This window comes from Micromonospora sp. CNZ297 (assembly GCF_007827625.1).
In genome coordinates, this window is the sequence record NZ_VISU01000003.1 from 526,783 (window position 1) to 549,011 (window position 22,229).

At 71.4% G+C, this 22,229-nt stretch carries 23 protein-coding genes and 1 pseudogene; 15 read left to right on the plus strand and 9 right to left on the minus strand.

Going from position 1 to position 22,229, the window contains the following annotated elements:
- From FB454_RS08675 to FB454_RS08705, 7 genes are read left to right on the plus strand one after another with little or no spacing between them, the layout of a single operon-like run.
- Positions 1 to 549 (plus strand): (2Fe-2S)-binding protein, encoded by a 549-nt coding sequence (locus tag FB454_RS08675; RefSeq protein ID WP_013285096.1) that lies wholly within the window; start codon positions 1 to 3, stop codon positions 547 to 549.
- Positions 546 to 2,936 carry an aerobic carbon-monoxide dehydrogenase large subunit gene (locus FB454_RS08680; RefSeq protein WP_013285095.1) on the plus strand — a complete coding sequence of 797 codons (2,391 nt, stop codon included), beginning with the start codon at positions 546 to 548 and terminating at the stop codon, positions 2,934 to 2,936. Before FB454_RS08675 ends, FB454_RS08680 begins: the two co-directional genes overlap by 4 nt.
- A gap of 13 nt (positions 2,937 to 2,949) precedes the next feature.
- Complete coding sequence (locus FB454_RS08685) at positions 2,950 to 3,816, plus strand: XdhC family protein (RefSeq protein WP_013285094.1); 867 nt, start codon at positions 2,950 to 2,952, stop codon at positions 3,814 to 3,816.
- A 2-nt stretch (positions 3,817 to 3,818) separates the two neighbouring features.
- Positions 3,819 to 4,397: a nucleotidyltransferase family protein gene (locus FB454_RS08690; RefSeq protein WP_013285093.1), complete on the plus strand. Its 579-nt coding sequence runs from the start codon at positions 3,819 to 3,821 to the stop codon at positions 4,395 to 4,397.
- Positions 4,394 to 5,263, plus strand: coding sequence for an AAA family ATPase (locus tag FB454_RS08695; RefSeq protein WP_145822780.1), 870 nt, complete (start codon positions 4,394 to 4,396; stop codon positions 5,261 to 5,263). The genes FB454_RS08690 and FB454_RS08695 overlap by 4 nt, the downstream gene beginning before the upstream one ends.
- Positions 5,260 to 6,069, plus strand: a complete 810-nt coding sequence (locus FB454_RS08700) for an SRPBCC family protein (RefSeq protein ID WP_145822781.1) — start codon at positions 5,260 to 5,262, stop codon at positions 6,067 to 6,069. The genes FB454_RS08695 and FB454_RS08700 overlap by 4 nt, the downstream gene beginning before the upstream one ends.
- Positions 6,066 to 7,301 carry a vWA domain-containing protein gene (locus FB454_RS08705; RefSeq protein ID WP_013285090.1) on the plus strand — a complete coding sequence of 412 codons (1,236 nt, stop codon included), beginning with the start codon at positions 6,066 to 6,068 and terminating at the stop codon, positions 7,299 to 7,301. The genes FB454_RS08700 and FB454_RS08705 overlap by 4 nt, the downstream gene beginning before the upstream one ends.
- Here the strand turns inward: FB454_RS08705 and FB454_RS08710 are convergent.
- Positions 7,226 to 8,182, minus strand: coding sequence for a LysR family transcriptional regulator (locus tag FB454_RS08710; RefSeq protein ID WP_145822782.1), 957 nt, complete (start codon positions 8,180 to 8,182; stop codon positions 7,226 to 7,228). The two genes, FB454_RS08705 and FB454_RS08710, sit on opposite strands and share 76 nt — an antisense overlap.
- Positions 8,183 to 8,348: 166 nt before the next feature.
- Positions 8,349 to 9,116, minus strand: coding sequence for a helix-turn-helix domain-containing protein (locus FB454_RS08715; RefSeq protein WP_013285088.1), 768 nt, complete (start codon positions 9,114 to 9,116; stop codon positions 8,349 to 8,351).
- Between the two features lie 80 nt (positions 9,117 to 9,196).
- On the opposite strand from FB454_RS08715, the gene FB454_RS08720 reads away from it, so the two are divergent.
- Complete coding sequence (locus FB454_RS08720) at positions 9,197 to 9,595, plus strand: nuclear transport factor 2 family protein (RefSeq protein WP_145822783.1); 399 nt, start codon at positions 9,197 to 9,199, stop codon at positions 9,593 to 9,595.
- On the opposite strand, the gene FB454_RS08725 is transcribed toward FB454_RS08720, so the two are convergent.
- Positions 9,583 to 9,813: a VOC family protein gene (locus FB454_RS08725; protein WP_145822784.1), complete on the minus strand. Its 231-nt coding sequence runs from the start codon at positions 9,811 to 9,813 to the stop codon at positions 9,583 to 9,585. The genes FB454_RS08720 and FB454_RS08725 overlap by 13 nt on opposite strands.
- Before the next feature lie 112 nt (positions 9,814 to 9,925).
- Between FB454_RS08725 and FB454_RS08730 the strand changes: the two genes are divergently transcribed.
- Positions 9,926 to 10,492 carry a hypothetical protein gene (locus FB454_RS08730; protein ID WP_145822785.1) on the plus strand — a complete coding sequence of 189 codons (567 nt, stop codon included), beginning with the start codon at positions 9,926 to 9,928 and terminating at the stop codon, positions 10,490 to 10,492.
- 57 nt (positions 10,493 to 10,549) lie between these two features.
- Here the strand turns inward: FB454_RS08730 and FB454_RS08735 are convergent, their stop codons facing one another.
- Entirely contained in the window at positions 10,550 to 11,506 is a 957-nt protein-coding gene (locus tag FB454_RS08735; protein ID WP_145822786.1) for a helix-turn-helix transcriptional regulator, read from the minus strand.
- A gap of 58 nt (positions 11,507 to 11,564) precedes the next feature.
- Here FB454_RS08735 and FB454_RS08740 point away from each other — a divergent pair, with 58 nt between their 5' ends.
- Positions 11,565 to 12,308, plus strand: coding sequence for an alpha/beta fold hydrolase (locus tag FB454_RS08740; RefSeq protein WP_145822787.1), 744 nt, complete (start codon positions 11,565 to 11,567; stop codon positions 12,306 to 12,308).
- Between the two features lie 108 nt (positions 12,309 to 12,416).
- Here FB454_RS08740 and FB454_RS08745 read toward each other — a convergent pair whose 3' ends face one another.
- Together FB454_RS08745 and ygiD are read right to left on the minus strand one after the other, a co-directional pair.
- On the minus strand, positions 12,417 to 13,172 hold the full coding sequence (locus FB454_RS08745; protein WP_041784169.1) for an ABC transporter permease: 756 nt from the start codon (positions 13,170 to 13,172) through the stop codon (positions 12,417 to 12,419).
- Between the two features lie 27 nt (positions 13,173 to 13,199).
- A complete protein-coding gene (ygiD, locus tag FB454_RS08750; protein ID WP_013285082.1) occupies positions 13,200 to 14,045 on the minus strand; it encodes a 4,5-DOPA-extradiol-dioxygenase in 846 nt (281 codons plus the stop codon).
- Between the two features lie 262 nt (positions 14,046 to 14,307).
- On the opposite strand from ygiD, the gene FB454_RS08755 reads away from it, so the two are divergent.
- Positions 14,308 to 15,396, plus strand: coding sequence for an epoxide hydrolase family protein (locus tag FB454_RS08755; RefSeq protein ID WP_013285081.1), 1,089 nt, complete (start codon positions 14,308 to 14,310; stop codon positions 15,394 to 15,396).
- A 29-nt stretch (positions 15,397 to 15,425) separates the two neighbouring features.
- Here the strand turns inward: FB454_RS08755 and FB454_RS08760 are convergent, their stop codons facing one another.
- Together FB454_RS08760 and FB454_RS08765 are read right to left on the minus strand one after the other, a co-directional pair.
- A complete protein-coding gene (locus tag FB454_RS08760; RefSeq protein ID WP_145822788.1) occupies positions 15,426 to 16,088 on the minus strand; it encodes a hypothetical protein in 663 nt (220 codons plus the stop codon).
- 107 nt (positions 16,089 to 16,195) lie between these two features.
- A complete protein-coding gene (locus FB454_RS08765) occupies positions 16,196 to 17,359 on the minus strand; it encodes an MFS transporter (RefSeq protein WP_236619389.1) in 1,164 nt (387 codons plus the stop codon).
- Positions 17,360 to 17,583: 224 nt separating this feature from the next.
- Between FB454_RS08765 and FB454_RS35340 the strand changes: the two genes are divergently transcribed.
- The 4 genes and pseudogenes from FB454_RS35340 (at position 17,584) to wrbA (ending at position 21,549) form a co-directional block, all read left to right on the plus strand.
- Complete coding sequence (locus FB454_RS35340) at positions 17,584 to 18,060, plus strand: AfsR/SARP family transcriptional regulator (RefSeq protein WP_486485404.1); 477 nt, start codon at positions 17,584 to 17,586, stop codon at positions 18,058 to 18,060.
- Positions 18,057 to 18,251 (plus strand): annotated as a pseudogene (locus FB454_RS35345) (AfsR/SARP family transcriptional regulator); the annotation flags it as partial. The gene FB454_RS35340 and the pseudogene FB454_RS35345, both read left to right, overlap by 4 nt.
- Positions 18,252 to 18,464: 213 nt before the next feature.
- Complete coding sequence (locus FB454_RS08770) at positions 18,465 to 20,858, plus strand: ATP-binding protein (RefSeq protein WP_486485405.1); 2,394 nt, start codon at positions 18,465 to 18,467, stop codon at positions 20,856 to 20,858.
- 49 nt (positions 20,859 to 20,907) lie between these two features.
- Positions 20,908 to 21,549, plus strand: coding sequence for an NAD(P)H:quinone oxidoreductase (gene wrbA / locus FB454_RS08775; RefSeq protein WP_013285078.1), 642 nt, complete (start codon positions 20,908 to 20,910; stop codon positions 21,547 to 21,549).
- Positions 21,550 to 21,577: 28 nt separating this feature from the next.
- On the opposite strand, the gene FB454_RS08780 is transcribed toward wrbA, so the two are convergent.
- Positions 21,578 to 22,087 (minus strand): DinB family protein, encoded by a 510-nt coding sequence (locus FB454_RS08780; protein ID WP_013285077.1) that lies wholly within the window; start codon positions 22,085 to 22,087, stop codon positions 21,578 to 21,580.
- Between the last annotated feature and the right edge of the window lie 142 nt (positions 22,088 to 22,229).

Below are 22,229 nucleotides of genomic sequence, written 5' to 3' on the forward strand. Positions count from 1 at the left end.
ATGCAGGTCACCATGACCGTCAACGACGTCGAGGTCACCCGGGAGATCGAGGGCCGCCTGCTGCTTGTGCACTTCCTGCGCGACGTGCTGGGCCTGACCGGCACACACGCGGGGTGCGACACCAGCAACTGCGGCACCTGCGTCGTCTGGCTCGACGGCGAACCGGTGAAGTCGTGCACCGTGCTGGCCGCGATGGCCGGCGGACACCAGGTGCGTACCGTTGAGGGCCTGGCGAAGGGCGCGGAGCTCGACCCGGTCCAGCAGGGCTTCATCCAGTGCCACGGCCTGCAGTGCGGCTTCTGCACGCCCGGCATGATGATGACGGCTCGCGCGCTGCTGAACCGCAACCCGGACCCGACCGAGGCGGAGATCCGCGAAGCGATCTCCGGTCAGATCTGCCGCTGCACGGGCTACGCCACCATCGTGCGCTCGGTGCGCTGGGCCGCCGTGCACGAGGCGAACGCGGCCGCCGCGGTCACCGAGACCACCGAATCACGCGAAGCCGGCGAGATCGACAACGCCGGCCGGCCCGCCGGGAGCGTCGTATGACGACTGTGCACGAGCGCGTGGACACCTTCCACGACAACGACCAGAAGCCGGTGGGCTACGGCCGCATGCTGCGGAAGGAGGATCCGCGGTTCGTACGCGGCCGGGGCCGGTTCGTCGACGACGTCCGGCTGCCCGGCATGCTGCATTTGGCCATCCTCCGCTCGCCGGTGGCCCACGCGCGGATCCTGAGCATCGACACGAGCGCCGCCGAGGCCTCACCCGGCGTCAAGGCTGTCGTGACCGGGGCGATGCTGGCCGAGCAGGGTCTGGCCTGGATGCCGACGCTCTCCAACGACGTGCAGGCCGTGCTAGCCACCGACAAGGTGCGCTTCCAGGGCCAGGAGGTGGCGTTCGTCGTCGCCGAGGACAAGTACGCGGCGCGGGACGCGCTGGAGCTGATCGACGTCGAGTACGACGTCCTCGATCCGGTCGTCGACGCCCGCCGCGCGCTCGAACCGGGCGCCCCGGTGATCCGCGACGATCTCGACGGCAAGACCGACAACCACTGCTTCGACTGGGAGACCGGTGACGAGGCGGCCACCGCGGCCGTGTTCGCCCGCGCGGACGTCGTGGTGAGCCAGGACCTGGTCTATCCGCGGGTGCACCCCGCGCCGATGGAGACCTGTGGGGCGATCGCCGACTTCGACGCCGTCGACGGCAAGCTGCGCCTCTGGTCCACCACGCAGGCGCCGCACGCGCATCGCACCCTCTACGCCCTGGTGGCGGGCATCCCCGAGCACAAGATCCAGGTGATCTCGCCGGACATCGGCGGTGGCTTCGGCAACAAGGTGCCGATCTATCCGGGGTACGTCTGCGCGATCGTCGCGTCGATCGTCACCGGGAAGCCGGTGAAGTGGATGGAGGACCGCTTCGAGAACCTGATCAGCACCGGCTTCGCCCGCGACTACATCATGCGTGGTGAGATCGCGGCGACCCGTGACGGCCGGATCCTGGCCATCCGCACCAACGTCCTCGCCGACCACGGCGCCTTCAACGGCACCGCCGCGCCGGTGAAGTACCCGGCCGGCTTCTTCGGGGTCTTCACCGGCAGCTACGACATCGAGGCCGCGTACTGCAAGATGACGGCGGTCTTCACGAACAAGGCGCCGGGCGGTGTGGCGTACGCCTGTTCGTTCCGCATCACCGAGGCCGTCTACCTCGTCGAGCGGATCGTCGACTGCCTCGCCGACGAACTGGGCATGGACCCGGCCGAGTTGCGGCTGAAGAACTTCATCCGCCCGGAGCAGTTCCCGTACACGACGAAGACCGGCTGGGTGTACGACTCCGGCGACTACGAGCCGACCATGCGGCTGGCGATGGAGATGGCCGGCTACGCCGACCTGCGGCGCGAGCAGCAGGAGAAGCGGGCCCGGGGCGAGTTGATGGGCATCGGCGTCGCGTTCTTCACCGAGGCCGTCGGCGCCGGCCCGCGCAAGAACATGGACATCCTCGGCCTGGGCATGGCCGACGGCTGTGAGCTGCGCGTACACCCGACCGGCAAGGCAGTGGTGCGGCTCAGCGTGCAGTCCCAGGGCCAGGGACACGAGACGACGTTCGCGCAGATCGTCGCCGAGGAGATCGGCATCCCGCCGGACGACATCGACGTGGTGCACGGCGACACCGACAACACGCCGTTCGGTCTCGGCACGTACGGCAGCCGGTCCACACCCGTCTCCGGTGCCGCGGCGGCCCTGGTCGCCCGCAAGGTCCGCGACAAGGCCCGGATCATCGCCTCCGGCATGCTGGAGGTCTCGGTCGCCGATCTGGAATGGGACAAGGGTTCCTTCCGGGTCAAGGGCGACCCGGGCAGGAGCGTGACCATCCAGGACATCGCGATGCGCGCGCACGGCGCCGGCGACCTGCCCGAGGGCGTCGAGGGCGGGTTGGAGGCGCAGATCTGCTACAACCCGTCGAACCTGACGTATCCGCACGGGGCGTACATCTGCGTGGTGGACATCGACCCCGGCACCGCGCAGGTCAAGGTGCGGCGGTTCATCGCCGTCGACGACTGCGGCACCCGGATCAACCCGATGATCATCGAGGGGCAGGTGCACGGCGGTCTGGCCGACGGAGTCGGCATGGCCCTGATGGAGATGATCGCGTTCGACGAGGACGGCAACTGCCTCGGCGCGTCGCTCATGGACTACCTGATCCCCACCGCGCTCGAGGTGCCCGACTGGGAGACCGGCTTCACCGTCACCCCGTCCCCGCACCACCCGATCGGCGCGAAGGGCGTGGGCGAGTCGGCCACCGTCGGCTCCCCGCCGGCGATCGTCAACGCGGTCGTCGACGCCCTCGAACCCTTCGGCGTACGGCATGCCGACATGCCGTTGACGCCGTCGCGCGTCTGGGACGCGATGCGCGGCAACGCCCGCCCGCCGATCTAGGGGAGGTGGCCCCATGACGACTATCGCCCGCCGTGCGCGTGATCTGACCGTCTCGCGCGCGCCGTTCGTGCACGCCACAGTGGTCCGGGCGCAGGACCCGACGTCGGCCCGGCCCGGCGACGACGCGGTGATCCTGCCGGACGGCACCATCGACGGTTTCGTCGGCGGGATGTGCGCCGAGAGTTCGGTGCGGGCGGCCGCCCTGGACGCCCTCCGGGACGGCAAGGCGCTGCTGCTGCGGGTCCTGCCGGACGGCGCGCCCGCCTTCCCCGACACGCCGGGAGCGCGGGTCGTGGTCAACCCGTGCCACTCGGGCGGGGCGCTCGAGATCTTCCTGCGCCCGGTGCTGCCCGTACCCGTGCTGGGTCTGGTGGGCGACACGCCGATCAGCGCGGCGGTGGCCACCCTGGCGGCCTTCCTCGACTTCGAGGTGGCCACGTCCGGTGACCACTCGGGCGCGACGGCGGTCGTGGTGGCCGGCCTGGGCAAGGGCGAACAGGACGCCGTCCGCGCCGCGCTGGACGCCGGAGTGGGGCACGTCGCGCTGGTCGCCAGCCGGACCCGCGGCGCGGCGGTGCTCGACGAACTGGCGCTGTCCGACGCGGAGCGCGCCCGGGTCCGGACCCCGGCCGGACTGGAGATCGGGGCGCGCTCACCGCAGGAGATCGCGCTGTCGATCATGGCCGAGGTGGTGCGGGCACTCCGGGTGGACGGCCTCGCCTCCTCCCCCGCACCACCCGCGGCGCTCCCCCAGCAGGCAGTCGACCCGGTGTGCGGGATGACAGTCCTGGTCGGGCCGGACACCCCGCACGTGCGGATCGGCGGCACCGACCACTGGTTCTGCTGCCCCGGCTGCCGCGACCGGCACGTGGCGGCGTAGCCGTGTTCGTCACCGGCCTGGTTCTGGCGGCCGGGGCCTCGGTGCGCCTCGGCGAGGCCAAACAACTGCTGCCGTACCGCGGGCGGACGCTGCTCGACGCCACCCTCGACCTGGCCCGCTCGTGTGCCTTCGACCAGGTGCTGGTGACCCTCGGCGGCGCCGCCGACCTGGTCCGCGAGCGGGTGGACCTGACCGGGGTCCAGGTCGTCGAGAACGCCGAGTTCAGCACGGGCTGTGGATCGTCGGTCCGCGCCGCGTCGCAGGCGGTGGACCCGCGCGCCGACGGGCTCGTGCTCCTGCTCGGCGACCAGCCCGGCGTACGGGCCGCCGACGTACGCCGGGTCGCGGCGGCGACCACCCCGCTCGCGGTGTGCCGGTACGCCGACGGCCTGGGGCACCCGTTCTGGTTCGCCCGTGACGTCCTGCCGGAGCTGCGTGTCCTGCACGGTGACAAGGCGGTGTGGAAGCTGCTGCACTCCGGCCGGCACCCGGTCACGGAGATACCGGTGGACGGGCCGGTGCCGATCGACGTGGACACCCGCGCGGACTACCGGCGGCTGCTCTCGGGCGAGGCGCGGTGAAGGATCCGCAGGCCGTGCGGCGCCGGCTCGACGCCGTCGACTACCTGGCCGACGACGGCATGGCGATGGCCGTCTTCCTCGCGCTGGAGCTGGGCAAGCCGCTGCTGCTCGAGGGTGAGCCCGGCGTCGGCAAGACCGCGGCGGCGAAGGCGCTGGCGCGGGCGCTGGACACGACACTGATCCGGTTGCAGTGCTACGAGGGCCTGACCCCCGGCGAGGCGCTGTACGAATGGAACTACCAGCGGCAGTTGCTCGCCATCCGGCTGGCCGAGGCCCGGCACGCCTCGCTCACCGACGCCGACCTGTTCGCCGCGGAGTTCCTCCAGGAACGGCCGATCCTGCGGGCGGTACGCCACCCGGGGCCGGTCCCGCCGGTGCTGCTGATCGACGAGATCGACCGGGCCGACGACGAGTTCGAGGCGCTGCTGTTCGAGTTCCTCGGCGAGTCCGGGATCACCATCCCCGAGCTGGGTACGTTCACCGCGACCACGCCGCCGGTCGTGGTGCTCACCTCCAACCGCAGCCGCGACCTGCACGACGCACTGCGCCGCCGCTGCCTGTACCACTGGATCGACTTCCCGCAGATGGACCGCGCCACCGAGATCGTCCGGCGGGCCGTGCCGGGCGCCACCGAAGGGCTGATCCGCACGGCGACCGCCTTCGTCGGCGACGTACGCACCCTCGGCCTGGACAAGGCACCCGGCATGGCCGAGGCCATCGACTGGGTCGCCGCGCTGTCAGTGCTCGGCGCCGCCGACCTCTCCGCCGACGACGTCGTCCGGACCATTGGCACCATCGCCAAGACCCCCGACGACCGCGCCGCCGTCGCCGCCGCGCTCGGCGCACACCAGGAGAGGCCGGCATGAAGATCACCAACGAGTTCACAGTCGACGTTCCGATCGCGCGGGCGTGGGCGATCCTCACCGACCTGGAGGGCATCGCGCCGTGCCTGCCGGGCGCCCGGCTGACCGGCGTCGACGGCGACGTCCACCAGGGCACGGTGAAGGTCAAGGTCGGTCCGGTCGTCTCCGAGTTCGCCGGCACCGCACGTTTCGTCGAGAAGGACGACAGTCGCTATCGGGGGGTGATCGACGCGAAGGGCCGCGACCGGCGGTCGGCGGCCAACGCGTCCGCGCTGGTCACCGCCCAACTGCGGCCGGACGATCAGCGCACCGTCGTCAGCGTGGACACCGATCTGAAGATCTCCGGGCGGCTGGCCCAGTTCGGCAGCGGCATGATCAAAGAGGTGTCCGGCAAGCTGCTCGCCCAGTTCGTCGCCAACCTCGAGGCGAGGCTGGCGGCCGAGAGGACCGGCGACAGCACGGCCGGCGACCCGCACGAGGCCACCGCGCCTGACGCATCCGAGCCCGCACCCGCAGTCGCCGCCGCGACCGGCCCCGATGCCTCCGCGGCTCGTACCCTCGCGGCCGAGGTGGCAGCGCCCGACACCGCCTCGCCCTCGTCCGCCACGCCGCCCGGGTCCACCGTGGCCGGCACCCCCGTGGCCGCCTCGGCGTCCACCGGTCGACCGGATGCCGGCAGCAGCGCCGAATCGGAGACGCTGGACCTGCTCGGCGTCGCCGGTGGTGCCGTCGTCAAGCGCCTCGTGCCGGTGCTCGTCGGGATCGTCGTCGTCGGTGCGGTGATCGCCTGGTGGGTCGCACGCCGGTGAGGCACGGTCTGCTGCGCGGCGTCGACCGCGCGGCCTTCGCGACGGCGTTCGCCGACCGGTTGCGGCGGGCCGGCGTACCCGCCGGGCTCACCGAGGCCGGTGACTTCGTCCGGGCGCTCGGCGTGTGCACACCCGGGGAGACGACCGCGCTCTACTGGGCCGCCCGGATCAGCTTCGTGCGGCGGCACGCCGACCTCGCCGCCTTCGACAGCGTCTTCGCCGCTGTGTTCGCCGACGCGCCGCCGCTGCCGCTCACCCGGTCGGCGGCCCCGCCGGGCGCTCGCGACGACGTGCACCTGCCGGTGCCCGCCGACACCGACGCCACCGGCGACGGCGGTGGGCTGCCGTGGGCGACGTTGCCGGCGCCCGTCGCCGAGGCGGAGCCCTCCGATGCCGGAGTGCGGCTGCCCGAGCGACGGCCCAGCGCCCTCGCCGGACTCGCCGACCGGCCGTTCGAGGACCTCGACGACGCCCAGCTCGCACTGCTCGGCGAGGCCCTGCGCGAGGCGGTCGCACGCTGGCCGTCCCGGCGCACCAGGCGGCACGCCGTAGGCCCGGCCGGGCGGCGGGTCGCGCTGCGTCCGACGATCGCCCGCGCCCGACGCACCGCGTGGGAGCCCGTCGAGGTCGTCCGCGAGCGGCCGCTACGCCGGCCGCGCCGGGTCGTGCTGCTGTGCGACGTCAGCGAGTCGATGCGGGCCCAGGCCCACGCGTACCTGCACCTGCTGCGGGCCTTCGCGATGACCACCGACGCGGAGGTGTTCGCCTTCGCCACGACGCTCACCCGGCTCACCGTCGCGCTGCGGCACACGTCGGCGTCCGCGGCGATCGCGCACGCGGGCGCCGCCGTGACCGACCGTTTCGGGGGTACGCGCATCGCGACGAACCTGCGGGGCCTGCTCGCGTCCCCGCACGGCGACGCGGTTCGCGGGGCGGTGGTGCTGATCGGCTCGGACGGCTGGGACAGCGACCCGCCGGCCGAGCTCGCCGCCGTGATGGCACGGCTGAGCCGCCGCGCCCACCGGATCGTCTGGCTGAACCCGCGGGCCGGCGCCCCCGGCTTCGCTCCCCTGGTGGCGGGCATGGCCGCGGCCCTGCCCTACTGTGACCGGCTCCTGCCGGCCGCGACGTTCCGGGACCTGCTGGACGCCGCCGGTCAACTCCAGAGCGTCACGTGCACCGAGGGCCGGAAATGGTTCACCGCGACGCCCACGCCACGCATCATCGCCTGAATCGCCCGGGGCGTCGACGCGAAGCGGCACAGCTCGGCTGCCACGGACGGAGTGCCGGGGGTGACGAGTACCAGCGAATGCCACACCGCCTCGGCCGTGGCGTGCGGCCCGGACAACGCCACGAGCTGGCCGCCGCGGACGTCCGGCGCGACGGTGAACGACAGCGCGGGCGCGATCCCCCGGCCGCGCTGGGCCTCACCCAACGCCGCCGCGTGGCTCTGGAAGATCTGCTGCCGCTCCTCGGGTACGCCGAGCCGGCGCAGCATCGCCGGGACAGCGCCCAGCGTGTTGGTGGCCGAAGGCCCGAGCAGCCAGGTCTGGTCGCGCAACTGCCCCGGTGACGCCGGCACACCGGCCAGCGGATGATCCGGGCCGACGACGGTCACGAGCCGGTAGTTCATCATGGGCCGGCAGGAGATCGCCGGTTCGGCCACCGGCGGCAGCGGCCCCATCGCGATGTCCGCGGCCCGGGTCAGCAGCAGCGACTCGAAGGAGCCGGGGTCGCAGACGCTCAGCTCGATGTCGAGGTCGGCGGCGCGTCTGGCGAACAGCTCGATCAGTCTCGGCGCGGCGAACTCGGCGAACTCGCTGGACGCGGCGACCCGCAGCATCCGGCGGCCGTGTGCCGCCGAACTGACCTCCAGGACCGTACGGTCCTGCAGGCCCAGCATCTCGGCCGCGCGGCTGGCGAGCCGCAGCCCGCCGGGGGTGAAGGCCAGCCCCGCCGCCGTCCGGCTGAACAACTGGTCTCCGAACTCCCGCCGTAGCTGGCCGATGAGCAGCGAGACCGCCGACTCGGAGACCTCCAGCTGCGCGGCTGCCTGCTTGACGGATCCCAGCCGGACGACAGCGACGTAGGCCCGTAGCTGCGTCGGAGTCATCGGCGTCGACCCGCCCTTCTGCGGCGCCGTGGACTGCTGCGGGCAGCCCGCGGTGTACCCCGATCATTCCCCGCCGATTGCCCCGCCGCCAGGGACAGCGCACCTCGGGGCGATCCGGCCGGTACGCGGGGTGAGCGCCCGCGACTCAGAAGCGGCTGACAGTACGCTACGTCGCGAAGTAGGCGGCACTCTCCGCGTCGGCCGGGTAGTAGGACTCGATCGCGATTTCGTCGATCGTGATGTCCATCGGGGTGCCGAATGTGGTGATGGTCGAGAACAGCCGCAGCTCTCGTCCGCCGACGCGAAGGATCATCGGTATCACGACGTCCGCTTCGATCCGTTGACTCGACGTGTTCTCCGGCTCGGGCGCCAACAGTTCCTCGTAGAGTGCGGTGAGCTCAGGGTCGGGAGCATTTGCGAGCTGGCGTGAGATCCGGGTGCGGAACACCGCGCGCACGTCGGCCAGGTTGACGACCATGCGCGCGAGACCGCGCGGATCCAGTCCCAGCCGTACCAGGTTGACCGGCGGTCGCAGCAGGTCAGGAGCCACCTGTGCGAAGAACGGGTCGACAGCGCGGTTGGTCGTCACGATGTTCCACCGGCGATCGAAGACCACCGCCGGGTAGGGCTCGTGGGCGCGGAGCACCCTCCGGACAGCGTCGTGGACGGCTGACAGTGCGTTGTGGTCGAGCGGACTCTCGGCGTACCGAGGTGCGAAACCCCCGGCGAGCAGCAGCCGGTTGCGATCACGCAGCGGCACGTGGAGCTGATCCGCGAGTCGAAGGATCATGTCGGAGCTCGGCTTGGACTTACCGGTCTCGACCAGACTGACGTGACGAGCCGAGACGTCCGCAGCGATCGCGAGATCCAGTTGGCTGAGTCCCCGATGCTGCCGCCACTGCCGCAAGAGTTCCCCGACCGTGTGCACGATCATGGAGCGTACTCATCGTCGAGTCGGACGCCATGAAATCCGAGTTCATCGACAATCGAAGCGGTCACGCAAACACTGCATCCATGACCACGGAGAACCAGAGCATCGTCCGACGGGCGCTGGCAGGACTGATCGAGACGGGTGACGTCGATGCGCTCGCCCCGTTCCTGAGTGATGACTTCGTCCACCACAGGCCGGGTACGACCACGTCGACCAAAGTGGAATGGCTCGCCGCCGTCCGTGCCGCACTGGTACCGCTTGCCGACATGCAGGTCGAGATCCATCAGGTGCTGGCCGACGGCGATCACGTCGTGATGTACTCGCGGCGCTGGCTTCCCGGCGCAGGACCGGAGATCGCGGTCGTCGACATCTGGCGGATCGACGACGGGCTGATCGCCGAGGCGTGGGAGATCATCGAGCCGGTGGCCCACGTGACCGCCAACCTCGCGTGGTGGAAACCTGTCAGCACTCACCATGCGTAGCTCACCTGCGCGACCGGGTCCAAGCCGTGGTCCTCGCGGGTGGACGCGACCGAGGCGATCCCGATCTTGTATCCGTCGAGGACGAGATCAACGTGAATCGGTTCGCCGTCGGTCGGTACCCGGAAGGTCTCCCTGAATCCCAGCCGGTTGTAGAAGGCGACTGCCCGAGTGAGATCGTCGCTGAAGAGAACCAGCTGGGGACTGCGGAAGGTCCACATGCCGCGAGCCTATCGGCGACGCGCCGGGCGTATCGAGGACCAGCTGGGCCAGGCCCGCCGAGGAAAGCACATCTCGGATGCCGTCGCTCGGCCGCGATGTCACACTGCGGCAGTGGAGCGCTTTCGGTGTGCGAGCTGCGGGAAGAAGCTGAGCGTCCCGGTCCGGTTGGTGGAACTGCCGGCGCCGCCGCACTGGTCGGTCCTGGACTGCCACCACGTGAACCCGCCGCTCCTCGACCCGGGCGCCTACGCGATCGACGAGGCCGCCTACGGCCGTGATCAGCTCACCGGCACCTTCGTCCTCTCACTCGGCGACGTACGCGGGACACGCTTCGTCCATGACCGTGTCCGCACGGGCTGCTGGTCGATGGTGGGATGGATCCCCTGCGTCGCCTGTCGAGGCTGCGGGGCCGTGGTCGCCTCGCGGGCCGACGACTGCGGGATGGCGCAGGAACTGCGCTTCCATCCGGCGATGGTTGTCCGGGAGCGGTGTGAGGATGAGCCGGGCCGCGTGACCGATCCTTTCGCGCTGATCGCCGATTGGGACCGTCCTGCGCCCGACACCAGACCACACCGCGGGGTGCCCGAGCCGACCCGTCCTCGACCCGAACTCGTCGCCACCCGCTGGGGCGGCCGAGGCTTGAGGGAAGCTCTCTTCCGAGACGATCCGCCGGCCTGACCCAGCCGCGCGCCATCCGCACTGGGCCGAGGCGGCTCTGACCACCACTACCGAGCCTCAAGCGTCGGCGTCGGTGAGCAGTCGGGCGGCCAGGGCGCGTACCTCGTCCTTGAGTTCGTCCGGGCGGTCGATCGTGAACGACCAGCCGAGCCCGGCGAGCATCTGTGCCGCACCGTCGAGCCGTTCGGCTCGGGCGGTGAGGCGTACTCCGCCGGGAACCTCGGTGAGCGTGCCGACCGAGGGCGGGATCCGTCGCTGTGCCTGCTCCAGGCTGGTGTGCAGCACCACGGAGATGTCGTGCGCGTACGGCACTGCTGCCAGACCGGCGAGGACCTGCGTGGTGGGATCGAAGCCGGCCGGGATCTCGAACCTGCCCGGGGTGGGGTGGGCCGTCCCGATGCGGTCGAGCCGGAACGTCCGTACGGCCCGGCGGTTGTGGTCGTGGCCGGTGACGTACCACCGGCCGGCGTGGAAGACCAGCCCGTACGGGTCGAGCCGGCGCTCGCCGGACTCGCCGCGCCAGGTGGTGTAGGTGATGCTCACCGGTTGCTGATGTCGGGCCGCGTCGGCGAGCACCAGCAGCACCTCGATGCCGGCCGGGGCGGGCTTCCGGACCCGTGCGGTGAAGTCCACTGTCTCCAGCAGCGAATCGATCCGCCGGGCGAGAACGGCCGGCAGCACCCGGCGGATCTTCGCGGTCGCGCTCTCGGCGGCCGCGCCTTCGGCGGTGACCAGCCCGGCCCGGCCGGCGGCCACGAGCCCGAGCATGACGGCGACCGCCTCCTCGTCGGTGAGCATGAGTGGCGGCAGCTTGTATCCGGGCGCGAGCCGGTATCCGCCGTAGCGACCGCGCCGGGCCTCGACCGGGATGCCCAGGTCGGCGAGGTGCGCGGCGTACCGGCGGACCGTGCGCTCGTCGACGCCCAGCCGACCGGCCAGGTCGGCGACGGTGAAGCCGCCGCCGGCCTGGAGGATCTCCAGCAACGCCAGTACGCGCGCGGTCGGCCGGGTCACAAATCCCCACTCCTAATCCGGGCGGAACCTGTCCGGTATCGATCGTAGCGTGTCAGGCATGACGACCTTCGTACTGGTTCCCGGGTTCTGGCTCGGCGCATGGGCCTGGCGCCCGGTCACCGCGGCCCTGCGCAGGCACGGCCACGAGGTGCACCCGCTGAGCCTGACCGGCCTGGGCGAACGCGCCCACCTGGCCCGCCCGGACACCGACCTCGACGTCCACGTCACCGACGTGGTCAACCTGCTGCGCTACGAGGACCTGCACGACGTGGTTCTCGTCGGGCACAGCTACGCCGGCGCGGTCGTGACGACAGCCGTTGCCGACCGCATGACCGACCGCATCGCCCAACTGGTCTTCGTCGACACCGGCCCGCTGCCCGACGGGGCGGCGAACGAGGACTTCAGCCCGCCCCCGGAGCGTGAACGCAACGCGGCGGTGGTCGCCGAACACGGCGACGGCTGGCGGCTGCCGCCCCCGCCGTGGGCCGAACTGGCGGCGGGAGCAGCAGACGTGGATGAATCGGTCGTCGCGTTGCTCGATGAGCGATCGGTGGCCCAGCCGTGGGCGACTGCCACCACCCCGGTGCGGCTCACCGGGGCGTGGGAGAAGCTGCCCCGCCTCGGCGTGCTGTCGAGCTTCACCGCCGAGCAGGCACGCGAGATGGCCGCAACCATGCCGCTGTGCCGGCACATGGCCGGCGATTCGTGGCGGTACGAGGAACTGCCGACATGGCACTGGCCGATGCTCAGCCGGCCGGCCGAGCTGGCCCGGATCCTGCACGAAGCCAGGCCGACGGCATAGCCTGCGGTGCCCGGGCGACCGTACCCAGGTCACCCGGGCACCGGCACGGGGGAACCATCCCGTTTTCGGGTTCTCTCCCGGCCAGGCGGTCAGACGTCGAAGCGGAACCTAGACGGCAGGGCCCGGTCGGCGAAGCAGTCCGTTGGCGACCAGCTCGACGGTCACCGCGACGGCGATCGCCTCGACGGCCAGGAGCGCGACCAGGACCAGTAGCTGGGCTGCCCCGGCCTGGACGGGTGTGCCGCCGCCGAGCAGCACACCGACGAAGGCGCCGGGGAGTGTCACCAGGCCGACGGTGCGTGTCTGGTCCAGCGCGGGCACCAGCGCCTGCCCCGCGCTGGGCCGGCAGATCTCCAGCGCCGCATCCCGCGGCACGAGGCCCAACGCCAGGGCCGCCTCGTACTCGCCGTGGCGGTCGCGAAGCTCGTCCAACGCGCGGCGGCCCGCCAGGGAGGTGGCCGTCATCGCCCCGCCGATGAGGATTCCGGCGATCGGAACGACCGCGACCTCGGTCAGCGGCACCGCGCCGGAGGCCACGACGAGGGCGGAGGCCGGGAGCGCGCCGGCCGCGATCGGCGCCAGCACCGGCCAGCCGAGGCGAAGCGAGCTGACCCGGCGTGCGGAGGTCGCGGCCGCGACCAGGATCATCAGCGTGATGAACCCGGCGCTGGCCCACCACGACCGCAGGACGGCAGTGATGAGCAGCGCCACGGCGCACAACTGCACCACCGCGCGCAGCGCCGCCGTGGCGATGCCACGGGCGTGGCCGAGCCGACCGGCCCGCACCGTTGCCACGGCGACGAGCACGAGAACGACGAGTACGGCGGCGAGCGCCGGACCCACCGCGACTGCACCTTGATCCATGGGAGCATTCGACCAGCCGGCGCTTGCTCAGATGTTGGAGCCGTCCGGCGGCAGGCCGGGCGGTGGCTGCGGGGATCCGCCCCGGCCGGCAGCCGGTGGACAGGACATGCCCAGGGTGTAGGCCGTCATGGACAGCGAGCCGTAGGCGTAGCCGTCGACGAGGACCTCGGTGTCGGGGGTGTCCATGGCGGCGGCCAGGCCGGCGAGGTACAACGCGGGGATGAAGTGATCCGGTGTCGGTACCGCACGGCGGAAGTCCCCGTGCGCGTCGAGGGTCGCGTACTCGCCCGGGTCGGTCAGCATCCGGGCCTTGGCGTCCTCGTCGAAGCGTCTCGCCCAGTCGAAGCCGTCGTCGGCCAGCGCCCAGTCCATGCCGCGCAGGTTGTGCACGACGTTGCCGCTCGCCACGATCAGCACTCCACGCCGGCGCAGTGGAGCGAGCCGGGCGCCGAGTTGAAGGTGGTAGTCCATCGGCTTGTCGGCGTTGATGCTGAGCTGGACGACGGGAATCGTCGCGTCCGGAAAGGCATGCATCAGCACCGACCAGGTGCCGTGGTCGATGCCCCAGCTGTCGACGTCCGCCCCGACCCAGGTCGGATGGACGACGTCACTGACCTCCTCAGCCAGTTCGGGCAGCCCGGGCGCCGGGTACTGCACCTCGAACAGCTCCTGCGGAAACCCGTAGAAGTCGTGAATGGTCCTCGGCCGGGGCATCGCGGTGACGGCCGTGGCGTTGATGTACCAGTGGGCACTGACCACCAGGATCGCGCGGGGACGCGGCACCGCTGCGCCGAAGGCTCTCCACGCGGAGGTGTACCGGTTGACCTCAAGGGCGTTCATGGGGTTGCCGTGGCCCAGGAACGCCGCGGGCATCAAGACCTCCGAGCCCGGATGTACGTCTGAAGGCACGTGAACTTCCCTCCCTAGGAGGACCGGTTCGCACGGCGCGGCCTGCCGGACCTGAGGGTCACGATAGTGCCACCTGGCAGCGGTTCCGGCCGGAATCACGCTCCTCCGGAGAGCGGTGATCGAGTCTCCCGGATCGTGGCTGCCGACCGAGTATGGTCACACCGCGGCGGCAGCCTGCCCGTTCGGGCGGCTGCCCAGTGACTCCTTGCGATGGGAGCATGATCGGGTGACGCCCTTCCGCATCGATGTGCCCGAAGCCGTCCTGGACGACCTGCGCGCTCGGCTTTCGCGGACGAGGTTCGCGCCGGCCGCACCAGGGGAGCCGTGGGCCGCCGGCACCGACCCTGGGTACCTGGCAGATCTGGTGCGGTACTGGCTCGACGGATTCGACTGGCGTGCGGCCGAGCGTGCCCTCAACCGGTACCCCCAGTTCGTCACCACGGTCCGGGGCGCGCCGGTCCACTTCGTTCATGTCCGCTCGGCATCGCCCGACGCCACGGCGCTGATCCTGACCCACGGCTGGCCCGGCACGTACACGGAGATGCTGCCCCTGGTGTCCCGGCTCGCAGACTTCGACCTCGTCATACCGAGCCTGCCGGGCTTCGTCTTCTCCGGACCACTCGCCGAGGGCCCGACGACCGAGGCGGCTGTCGCGGACGTGTGGGCCGAGCTGATGACCCGTCTGGGCTACGACCGCTTCGGCGCCTACGGTGGCGATGTCGGGTCCGGCGTGTCGACGTGGCTCGGCGCCCGCCACGCAGATCGGGTCATCGGGGTCTTCTCGCAGCACATCAAGTTCCCGCCGGCGGACCGCAGGGGCGACCTCAGCCCGGCCGAGGAGGCGTTCATCGCCATGCTCGACGCGAAGGCCCAAGACGACTGGGGCTACGGAATCATCCAGGAGACACGGCCCGACACCCTCGCGGCCGCGCTGAGCGACTCGCCGTCCGGACTGGCCGCATGGATCATCGAGAAGTACCAGCGCTGGAGCGACTGCGGCGGCGACATCTCCCGCCGGTTCGGCTTCGACGAGCTGCTGACCACCGTGATGCTGTACTGGGTCACCAACTGCATCAGCACGTCCTTCCGCCCCTACCGTGACGACCACCTGGCCCCACACCTGCCGATGGTCGACGTGCCCGCCGGCATCACGGTCAGCGTGGAGGACGCCGGCCTGCCCCGGTCGTTCGCCGAACGCACCTACGCCAACCTCACCCACTGGCGCGAGCCCAGCGTCGGCGGCCACTTCCTCGCCCAGGAAGAGCCCGATCTGCTCGCTGCCGACCTGCGCGCCTTCTTCAACGCACTGCGATGATCCAGGAACTCCACCTCGTGTACGGTTGGTCAACGGTCGGCTTCGTAGCGATAGGTGGAGCCTGTCGGTGTGAGGGTGAAGGTGTCCGCGAAGGCGCCGTCGCCGTGGCGGATCGCCAGCAGCACAGGTGGGGATTCCGGCTGTGGCTGTGTGGTGTTCCAGTCGCACGTGCCGGCGAAGTGCAGGCAGATCAGCCCAGTGGCGCGGTCGGCGGCGTAGGCCAGGGTCTTGGGATAGCAGGGATTGCCACCGCCGAACAGCACGGCGGGTGCCCCGAGTTCGACCAGGGCCTCATCGAGGTAGCGGTCTTGGGTACACCAGCGGGTGGCTTCGTCACGTAGCCGCTGGAAGTCATCGGCGGAGAGCGTCCGATCAACCTTGAGCCAGCCGTGCCGCCAGGCGATGTCGGCGTAGACCGAGGCCACCGCTCCGTCGTCGCGGTATCCGGGCAGGATCTCGGAGAAGGCTCCGCGCACACCGAGCGAATTGACGGCTCCCCGCGCACTGAGCTGCTCACACTCGGCCTGCCAGACCTCGTCGAGCCCGTCGACGAAGGCCACCGCGTCCATCAACAGTCGCAAGGCGGTCTCGCCGCCCCACATGCCCGGCCGGCGCAAGGCGTGGTTGAGTCGCGTCACCTGGTACTCGCGTACCTCGTCCAGGCTGCGTCGGCCTGTGGCATCAGCCTTCACGTCCGGATCATTTCAGCCATGGCAGGAGTGGTCCAGATCCTCTCGAACAGTGCGCCACGCAGGCCACGACGCCGAGGCGGCCGACGTTGAACTGCGCGTCGGGGTCCTCAAGCGGTTGGGTGCGAGAGCGTCACGGCAACCACTGGTCCGATCGCGACGCTGAGCAGGTAGGCGAGGTTGAACAGGCCGAGTGCTTCGGCCCGGTGGGAGGCGGACACGACGCCGGCCGCGTGCAGGGCGAGTACGCCTTGGCCGGTCGCGGCGGCCAAGGAGCCGAGCGTCATCGCCGCAAGCAGCAGCGGTACGGCGGTGGTGACCGCCGCCAGCAGCGGTGCGGTGGCGCCGGTGACGAGCAACGCGGCGGCCGCGACGCGGCGTGACACTCGCACGGATGCCGCGACCAGGAACCCGGAGCAGATGCCGCCGATCAGGTACGGCGCCAGCAGCACGGTCCCGCTCAGGGTGCCTGCCCATCCCGCGTGCTGTCGCAGCAGGTCCGGCGCGGCGTAGAGCAGGGCGAAGTTCCCCACTCCCAGCGCGAAGGCCAGCGCGCACGCCGCGAGGAACCGGCCGTTCCGTGCCACCGCAGCAGGCAGGAAGCCGTCCGGACGGACCTTCATCCAGAACACCAGCAGAGGCAGCAGTACGACGGTGGCCGGGCCGGCCACCAGCGGTCGGTGCGGAATGAGGACGGCAGCGGTGACCAGCATGGCCAGGATGGTCATTCCGAAGAAATCGAATGGCGCCGGCACCGCGTCCGCTGCGGTGGTGCCGCGGCGAGCCGCGGGCACGGCGAGCACCGCCAGCAGCGGCAACGCCAGCGCCACCTGCCACGACGAGAGGTCGGCGATCAGTGCCCCGGTCAGCGGACCGGTGGCCCCGACGACCGCCAGCGACGCGGCGACCACGCCCATCTGCCGGGCCGAGTCGGCCAGTTTCATCGCCGTCACGGTGAGTCCGGCAGACCCCAGTCCCTGCACCGCCGCACCGGCCACCATCGCCGGCACGCTCGGGATCAGCACGAGGAGGAGCGTCCCCGCGGCCACCAGCGCGGACGCGACGGTCAGGACCGCTCCTACGCCGCGACGGGCGAGCAGCGCCGCCAGCAGCGGCGTCCCCAACGCGATCCCCCAGCCGAAGGCGGTTACGCCGGCGGCCGCGGCCTGTTCCCCGCTACCCGTTGCGCGCGCCAGGTCGTCGAGCAGCAGTGCCGGTGCGGCAATCCCGAACGACAGCGGACCGGCCAGCAGGGCGAGCCAGGGTGTGGCCACCCGCCCTGGTGCGAGCTGCCTGGGACGGTGAGCGGCTCGGCGCCGCTGTAGCTGATCCATGTCGTTCCTCCGGTGTCGGCTCGGTTCAGCCTGCCCGGGGCTCCTTACCATCGACTGATGACCGGCTGACGTACGCGTCGGTGACCCCGCACCGCTTCTGGTGAGCAGACCCGCGGTCGGCGGACGTTCGCGGGGCGGGACAGCCGGCTGGCTAGTGTGAAGCGATGAGGTTCGGAGTGCTGGGCGACGTCGCGGTGTGGACGTCGGACGGCACTCCTGTCGCCGTGCCCGGCCTCAAAGTGCGTGGTCTGCTGGCTGACCTGCTGGTTCATGAGGGACGCCCGGTGACCGCCGACCGGCTGATCGAAGATCTCTGGGGTGACGAGGCGCCCGGCAACGCGCTCGGGGCGCTCCAGACCAAGGTGTCGCAGTTGCGCCGCGCACTGGGGGCGGGCGAGGTGGGTGGCCGTGCGCTGGTCGAGTCCGGTGAAGCCGGCTACCGGCTGCGGACGCCGTCGGAATCGGTCGACGCCGGTCGCTTCGCCGCTCTGTTGCTACGTTCGAGCGCGCAGCGGGAGCCGGCTGTGCGGGCGGCGACGCTGACGGAGGCCCTGTCGCTCTGGCGCGGTTCCCCGTACGCCGACTCAGTGACGAGCGATTCGTCCGCCAGACGGTCGAGCGGCTCAACGACCAGCGCCTGACCGCGCTGGAGGAACTGGCCGAGGCACGGCTCGATCTCGGTGAGCACCACCTGCTCGCCGGGGAACTGAGCGACCTGGTCGCGCACCACCCGTGGCGTGAGCGACTACGGGCCGCGCACCTGCGCGCGCTGTACGGCTCGGGACGCCAGCATGAGGCGCTGTTCGCCTACGAGCAGTTCCGTCGGCAGGCGCGCGACGAACTCGGCATCGATCCCGGCAGAGAGTTGGTCGAGCTGCACGGGGCGATCCTGCGCCAGGATCCCGCCCTCCAGCCGCCGGCACCGGCGTCGGCTCCGGCCCGAACCAACCTGCCGGCGCCGCTGTCGCCTGGTCCGTACGGTGGGCTGATCGGGCGCGACGCGGCCGTCGAGGCGGTACGGGAGCGGCTGACGAACGAGCGGCTGGTGACCCTGACCGGTCTCGGTGGGGTGGGAAAGAGCAGGCTGGCGATCGAGGCCGCCCGTGCGCTGGGTGAAACGTTCCCCGCTGGAGTGTGGCTCGTCGAGCTGGCCGGCCAGCAGTACGACGGCGACCACGCGACCTGCACCGAGATCGTCGACATGGTGGCGGCGACGCTCGAGATCCGGGACGACGGTCCGCCCGGCCTGCCCGGGGACCGACCACCGCGCGAGCCGATGGACCGGCTGGTCACCGCGCTGCGGGGTCGGCGAATGCTGTTGCTGCTCGACAACTGCGAACACGTGGTGGCGCCGGTCGCTCAACTGACCGAGAAACTCCTCGGCGCCGCGGCCGACCTGCGCATCCTGGCGACGAGCCGCGAGCCGCTCGGGATCCCCGGCGAAGTCGTCTTTCCGGTGCCGCCGCTTGGCCTGCCGGAGCCCGGAGCCGGCGCGCGGCAGATCGCCGAGGCTCCGGCGGTTCGGATCTTCGTAGCCCGCGCCCGCGCCACCGAGCCGGGGTTCACCGTCGATCAGCGGAACGCGGACGCGGTCGCCGTCATCTGCCGGCGTCTCGACGGCGTACCGCTGGCGCTGGAACTGGCCGCGTCCCGCCTGGCCGTTCTCGACCCGGGCGAGCTGGCGGCACGGCTCGACGATCGCTTCCGGCTGCTGTCATCCGGCCGGCGCACCGCGCCCCCGCGTCAGCAGGGGCTTCGCGCCGTGATCGACTGGAGTTGGGAGTTGCTGTCGCCTCCCGAACGCGCGGTGCTGCGCCGGCTTGCGGTCTTCGCCGACGGCGCCACCCTGGCCGCCGCCGAGCAGGTGTGCGGTGGCGGGCAGGTGGCATCGGACGAGGTCCTCGATGTGCTGGCACGCCTGATCGACCGATCGCTGGTCATGGTGCGGCACGACGAGAGTCCGCGACGTTTTCGCCTACCGGAGACAGTGGCTGCCTACGGTCTGGAACAGCTCGGCAGCGCCGCCGAACTGCCCGAAACTCGTCGCCGTTACGTCACGTGTTTCGCCCGTCTCGCCGAGCAGGCCGCCGGACGGCTACGTGGTCACGATCAGAGTCGTGCGCTGCGCGAGCTCGACGCCGAGAACGCAAACCTCCGGGCGGCACTCGACGTCGCCGCCACCGACGGTCAGGCCCGCGTGGGCTTGGCGCTCGCCACCGCGTTGTCCTGGTACCGGCTTCTCCGGGGTCGATTCGGAGAGGTGAGCCGGTCACTGCGAACGGCGTTGGACATCGTCCCGAGGAGCGAGGACGACGTCGCACCGGACGGCCTACGGCGACATGCGGAGATGTGGCTGACCGCTCTCGCCACCCGGGACGGCGATCCGACCGCTCCCCGGCAGCGGATCCTGGAGAGCTACCAGGACACCGAGGGGCCGGAGAAGGCGTTCGCGCAGTGGTTGTTCGCCTCCATGATGCTCGGCTCCGGAGATCCGGGCGAGGCCGCCGTCCTGGTCGACGCGGCGCTGGCGGCGTTCCGCGCCGGCGGGGACCGGTGGGGCATCGCTGCCGCCTGTGCCATCCGAGCGGACCTCGCGCTCGTACTCCGCAGCGACCTGCCCGCCGCGCAGCGTGACTGCGAGACCAGCCGGTCGCTGTTCGAGCAGGTGGGCGACCGCTGGGGACAGGTGCATCCGACGAGCCTGCTGGGAACCCTGGCCGAGATCCACGGCGACTACGATCGCGCCGCCACGCGCTACCGGGAGGCGCTGCGCATCGCCGAACACCTGCGACTGTGGACGTCGGTGTCCCGGCAGTTGGCATGCATCGGCCGGCTCGCCATCTTGAGGGGCGACCTCGACGAGGCCGCCGTCAGTCACGACCGCGCGCTACAGGTGGCGCAGGAACAGTCGAGCCGCTCAGCCGCCGCCTTCGCCGGCACGGGCCTGGCGATGATCGCGCGACGGCGGGGCGACCTCGACGCCGCCGAGACCCAGCAGCGAAACCTCCTCGACTGGAACCGCCGCGCCGGCTTCCTGCCGGGCTGCGCGCTCGCGCTGGCCGAGTTGGGATTCATCGCGGAGCACCGCGGTGATGCTGTCCTCGCCGAGCGCCACCACCGTGAGTCGCTCGACGCGGCGCGCGCCACCGGGGATCAACGGGCGGTCGCCCTGGCTCTCGAGGGCCTGGCCGGGGCCATCAGTCTCGACGGTGACAGTCGCACCGCCGCGCGGCTGCTCGCCGCGGCGCGGACGCTGCGCGAGGCCGCCGGAGCGCCGCTTCCTCCCGGGGAGCAACATGACGTCCAGCGCATCACCGTCCGCCTCCGGGAGGCGCTCGGCAGCGACGAACTCGCCGCCGAAATGAGCCGCGGCGCGCAGCTCGACCTCGACGAACAGCCGTTCAGCGGCGTCGGTAAGGGGATGGTCAGCGAACGGTAAGCCTGATCGGCACGGTTGACCGAGAACCGAGCCGACCCCAGGAGGCACCATGCACACCGATGCCAGGATCGCCGTCATCTACTACTCCGCCACCGGCACTGTGCACCGGCTCGCGCAGGCATTCGTCGACGGAGCCGCCGACGCCGGCGCGGAGGTCCGCCTGCGCCGGGTGGCAGAGTTGGCACCGGAGCACGTCATCGATGCCAAGCCGCAGTGGCGAGCCCACCTCGACGCCACTGCCGACATCCCGGTCGCCACCCTGGACGACCTTCGGTGGGCCAACGGGTACGCCTTCGGCACGCCGACCCGTTTCGGGAACATCTGCTCCCAGCTGCGCCAGTTTCTCGACACCACGACCGTCCCGTGGCAGGCGGAGGAACTGGCCGACAAGCCGGCGACCGGCTTCACGGCCACCTATGAGGAACACGGCGGCCAGGAGGCAACCCTGCTCAGCCTCTACCAGACCTTCCACCACTGGGGGTCGATCATCCTCCCCACGGGCTACCTGAACTACGACACCGCTCACGCCGCCGGCGGAAACCCGTACGGCGTCAGCCTGGTGGAGAGCCGCGCCAGCCGGGATCCCGAGTACGTCAAAGCTGTCCTCGAGACGGCCTGCTTCCAGGGCGCACGCCTGACCCGGATGGCAGCCGCTGTCGCCGCCGCCCGCGCGGACAGCCGGCTCGGGTGAGGCCCGGCGGCGGGAGCAGTACGATCTATTACTCGCCGGTTGGGCCGCCTGCCAGTTCTGCCACGATGTCCAGGTGCCCGAGGTGGCGGGCGTACTCCTGCACGAGGTGGAACAGCACCCGCTCCAGCGACGCCGGGTCGGCGCCGTCCCAACGCTCACCGGGCGCGCCGATCGCGTCGAGGTCGCTGCCCTCCACCACCGCCCGCGTGTGCCGGCCCTGCGCGCGCAGCGCGGCCAGCAGGTCGGCCCGGGTCTCCTCCGGCCCGACGAACCACCGCTCGTCTCGCCGGTCACCCCACGGGTCGCCGACCTCGCGCCCCTGGAATCCCCACTCGATCCAGCGCAGCTCCACGTACCGCAGGTGCTTGACCAGTTCCAGCGGCGTCCACCCGGACGGCAGCGCGCTGCGGCGCACGTCGTCCTCGGACAGCGCGAGCACCTTCGCCACCACCGTGTCCCGGAAGTAGTCGAGGTAGCGCAGGAACACCTCCGTACGACCGGCGGCCGGAACGGTGGGTGCGGGAAACTCGATGGTCATCCGACCAGTATCCGCAGGCCAAAGTGGGCCGCGCACCATACGAGCCAGTGTCGCGGGTGGCTGCGGCGGACGTCAGACGGCCTCTTCGCCAACGGTTCCTACACTCGGCTGGTGCCGGAACCCCGCTTCGAGATGGTGATCG

Coding starts and splice junctions, on each gene's coding strand:
- FB454_RS08675 (WP_013285096.1), top strand. CDS start 1: ATGCAGGTCACCATGACCGTCAACGACGTCGAGGTCACCCGGGAGATC.
- FB454_RS08680 (WP_013285095.1), top strand. CDS start 546: ATGACGACTGTGCACGAGCGCGTGGACACCTTCCACGACAACGACCAG.
- FB454_RS08685 (WP_013285094.1), top strand. CDS start 2,950: ATGACGACTATCGCCCGCCGTGCGCGTGATCTGACCGTCTCGCGCGCG.
- FB454_RS08700 (WP_145822781.1), top strand. CDS start 5,260: ATGAAGATCACCAACGAGTTCACAGTCGACGTTCCGATCGCGCGGGCG.
- FB454_RS08710 (WP_145822782.1), bottom strand. CDS start 8,182: ATGACTCCGACGCAGCTACGGGCCTACGTCGCTGTCGTCCGGCTGGGA.
- FB454_RS08715 (WP_013285088.1), bottom strand. CDS start 9,116: ATGATCGTGCACACGGTCGGGGAACTCTTGCGGCAGTGGCGGCAGCAT.
- FB454_RS08720 (WP_145822783.1), top strand. CDS start 9,197: ATGACCACGGAGAACCAGAGCATCGTCCGACGGGCGCTGGCAGGACTG.
- FB454_RS08725 (WP_145822784.1), bottom strand. CDS start 9,813: ATGTGGACCTTCCGCAGTCCCCAGCTGGTTCTCTTCAGCGACGATCTC.
- FB454_RS08740 (WP_145822787.1), top strand. CDS start 11,565: ATGACGACCTTCGTACTGGTTCCCGGGTTCTGGCTCGGCGCATGGGCC.
- FB454_RS08745 (WP_041784169.1), bottom strand. CDS start 13,172: ATGGATCAAGGTGCAGTCGCGGTGGGTCCGGCGCTCGCCGCCGTACTC.
- ygiD (WP_013285082.1), bottom strand. CDS start 14,045: ATGCCCGCGGCGTTCCTGGGCCACGGCAACCCCATGAACGCCCTTGAG.
- FB454_RS35340 (WP_486485404.1), top strand. CDS start 17,584: ATGAGGTTCGGAGTGCTGGGCGACGTCGCGGTGTGGACGTCGGACGGC.
- wrbA (WP_013285078.1), top strand. CDS start 20,908: ATGCACACCGATGCCAGGATCGCCGTCATCTACTACTCCGCCACCGGC.
- FB454_RS08780 (WP_013285077.1), bottom strand. CDS start 22,087: ATGACCATCGAGTTTCCCGCACCCACCGTTCCGGCCGCCGGTCGTACG.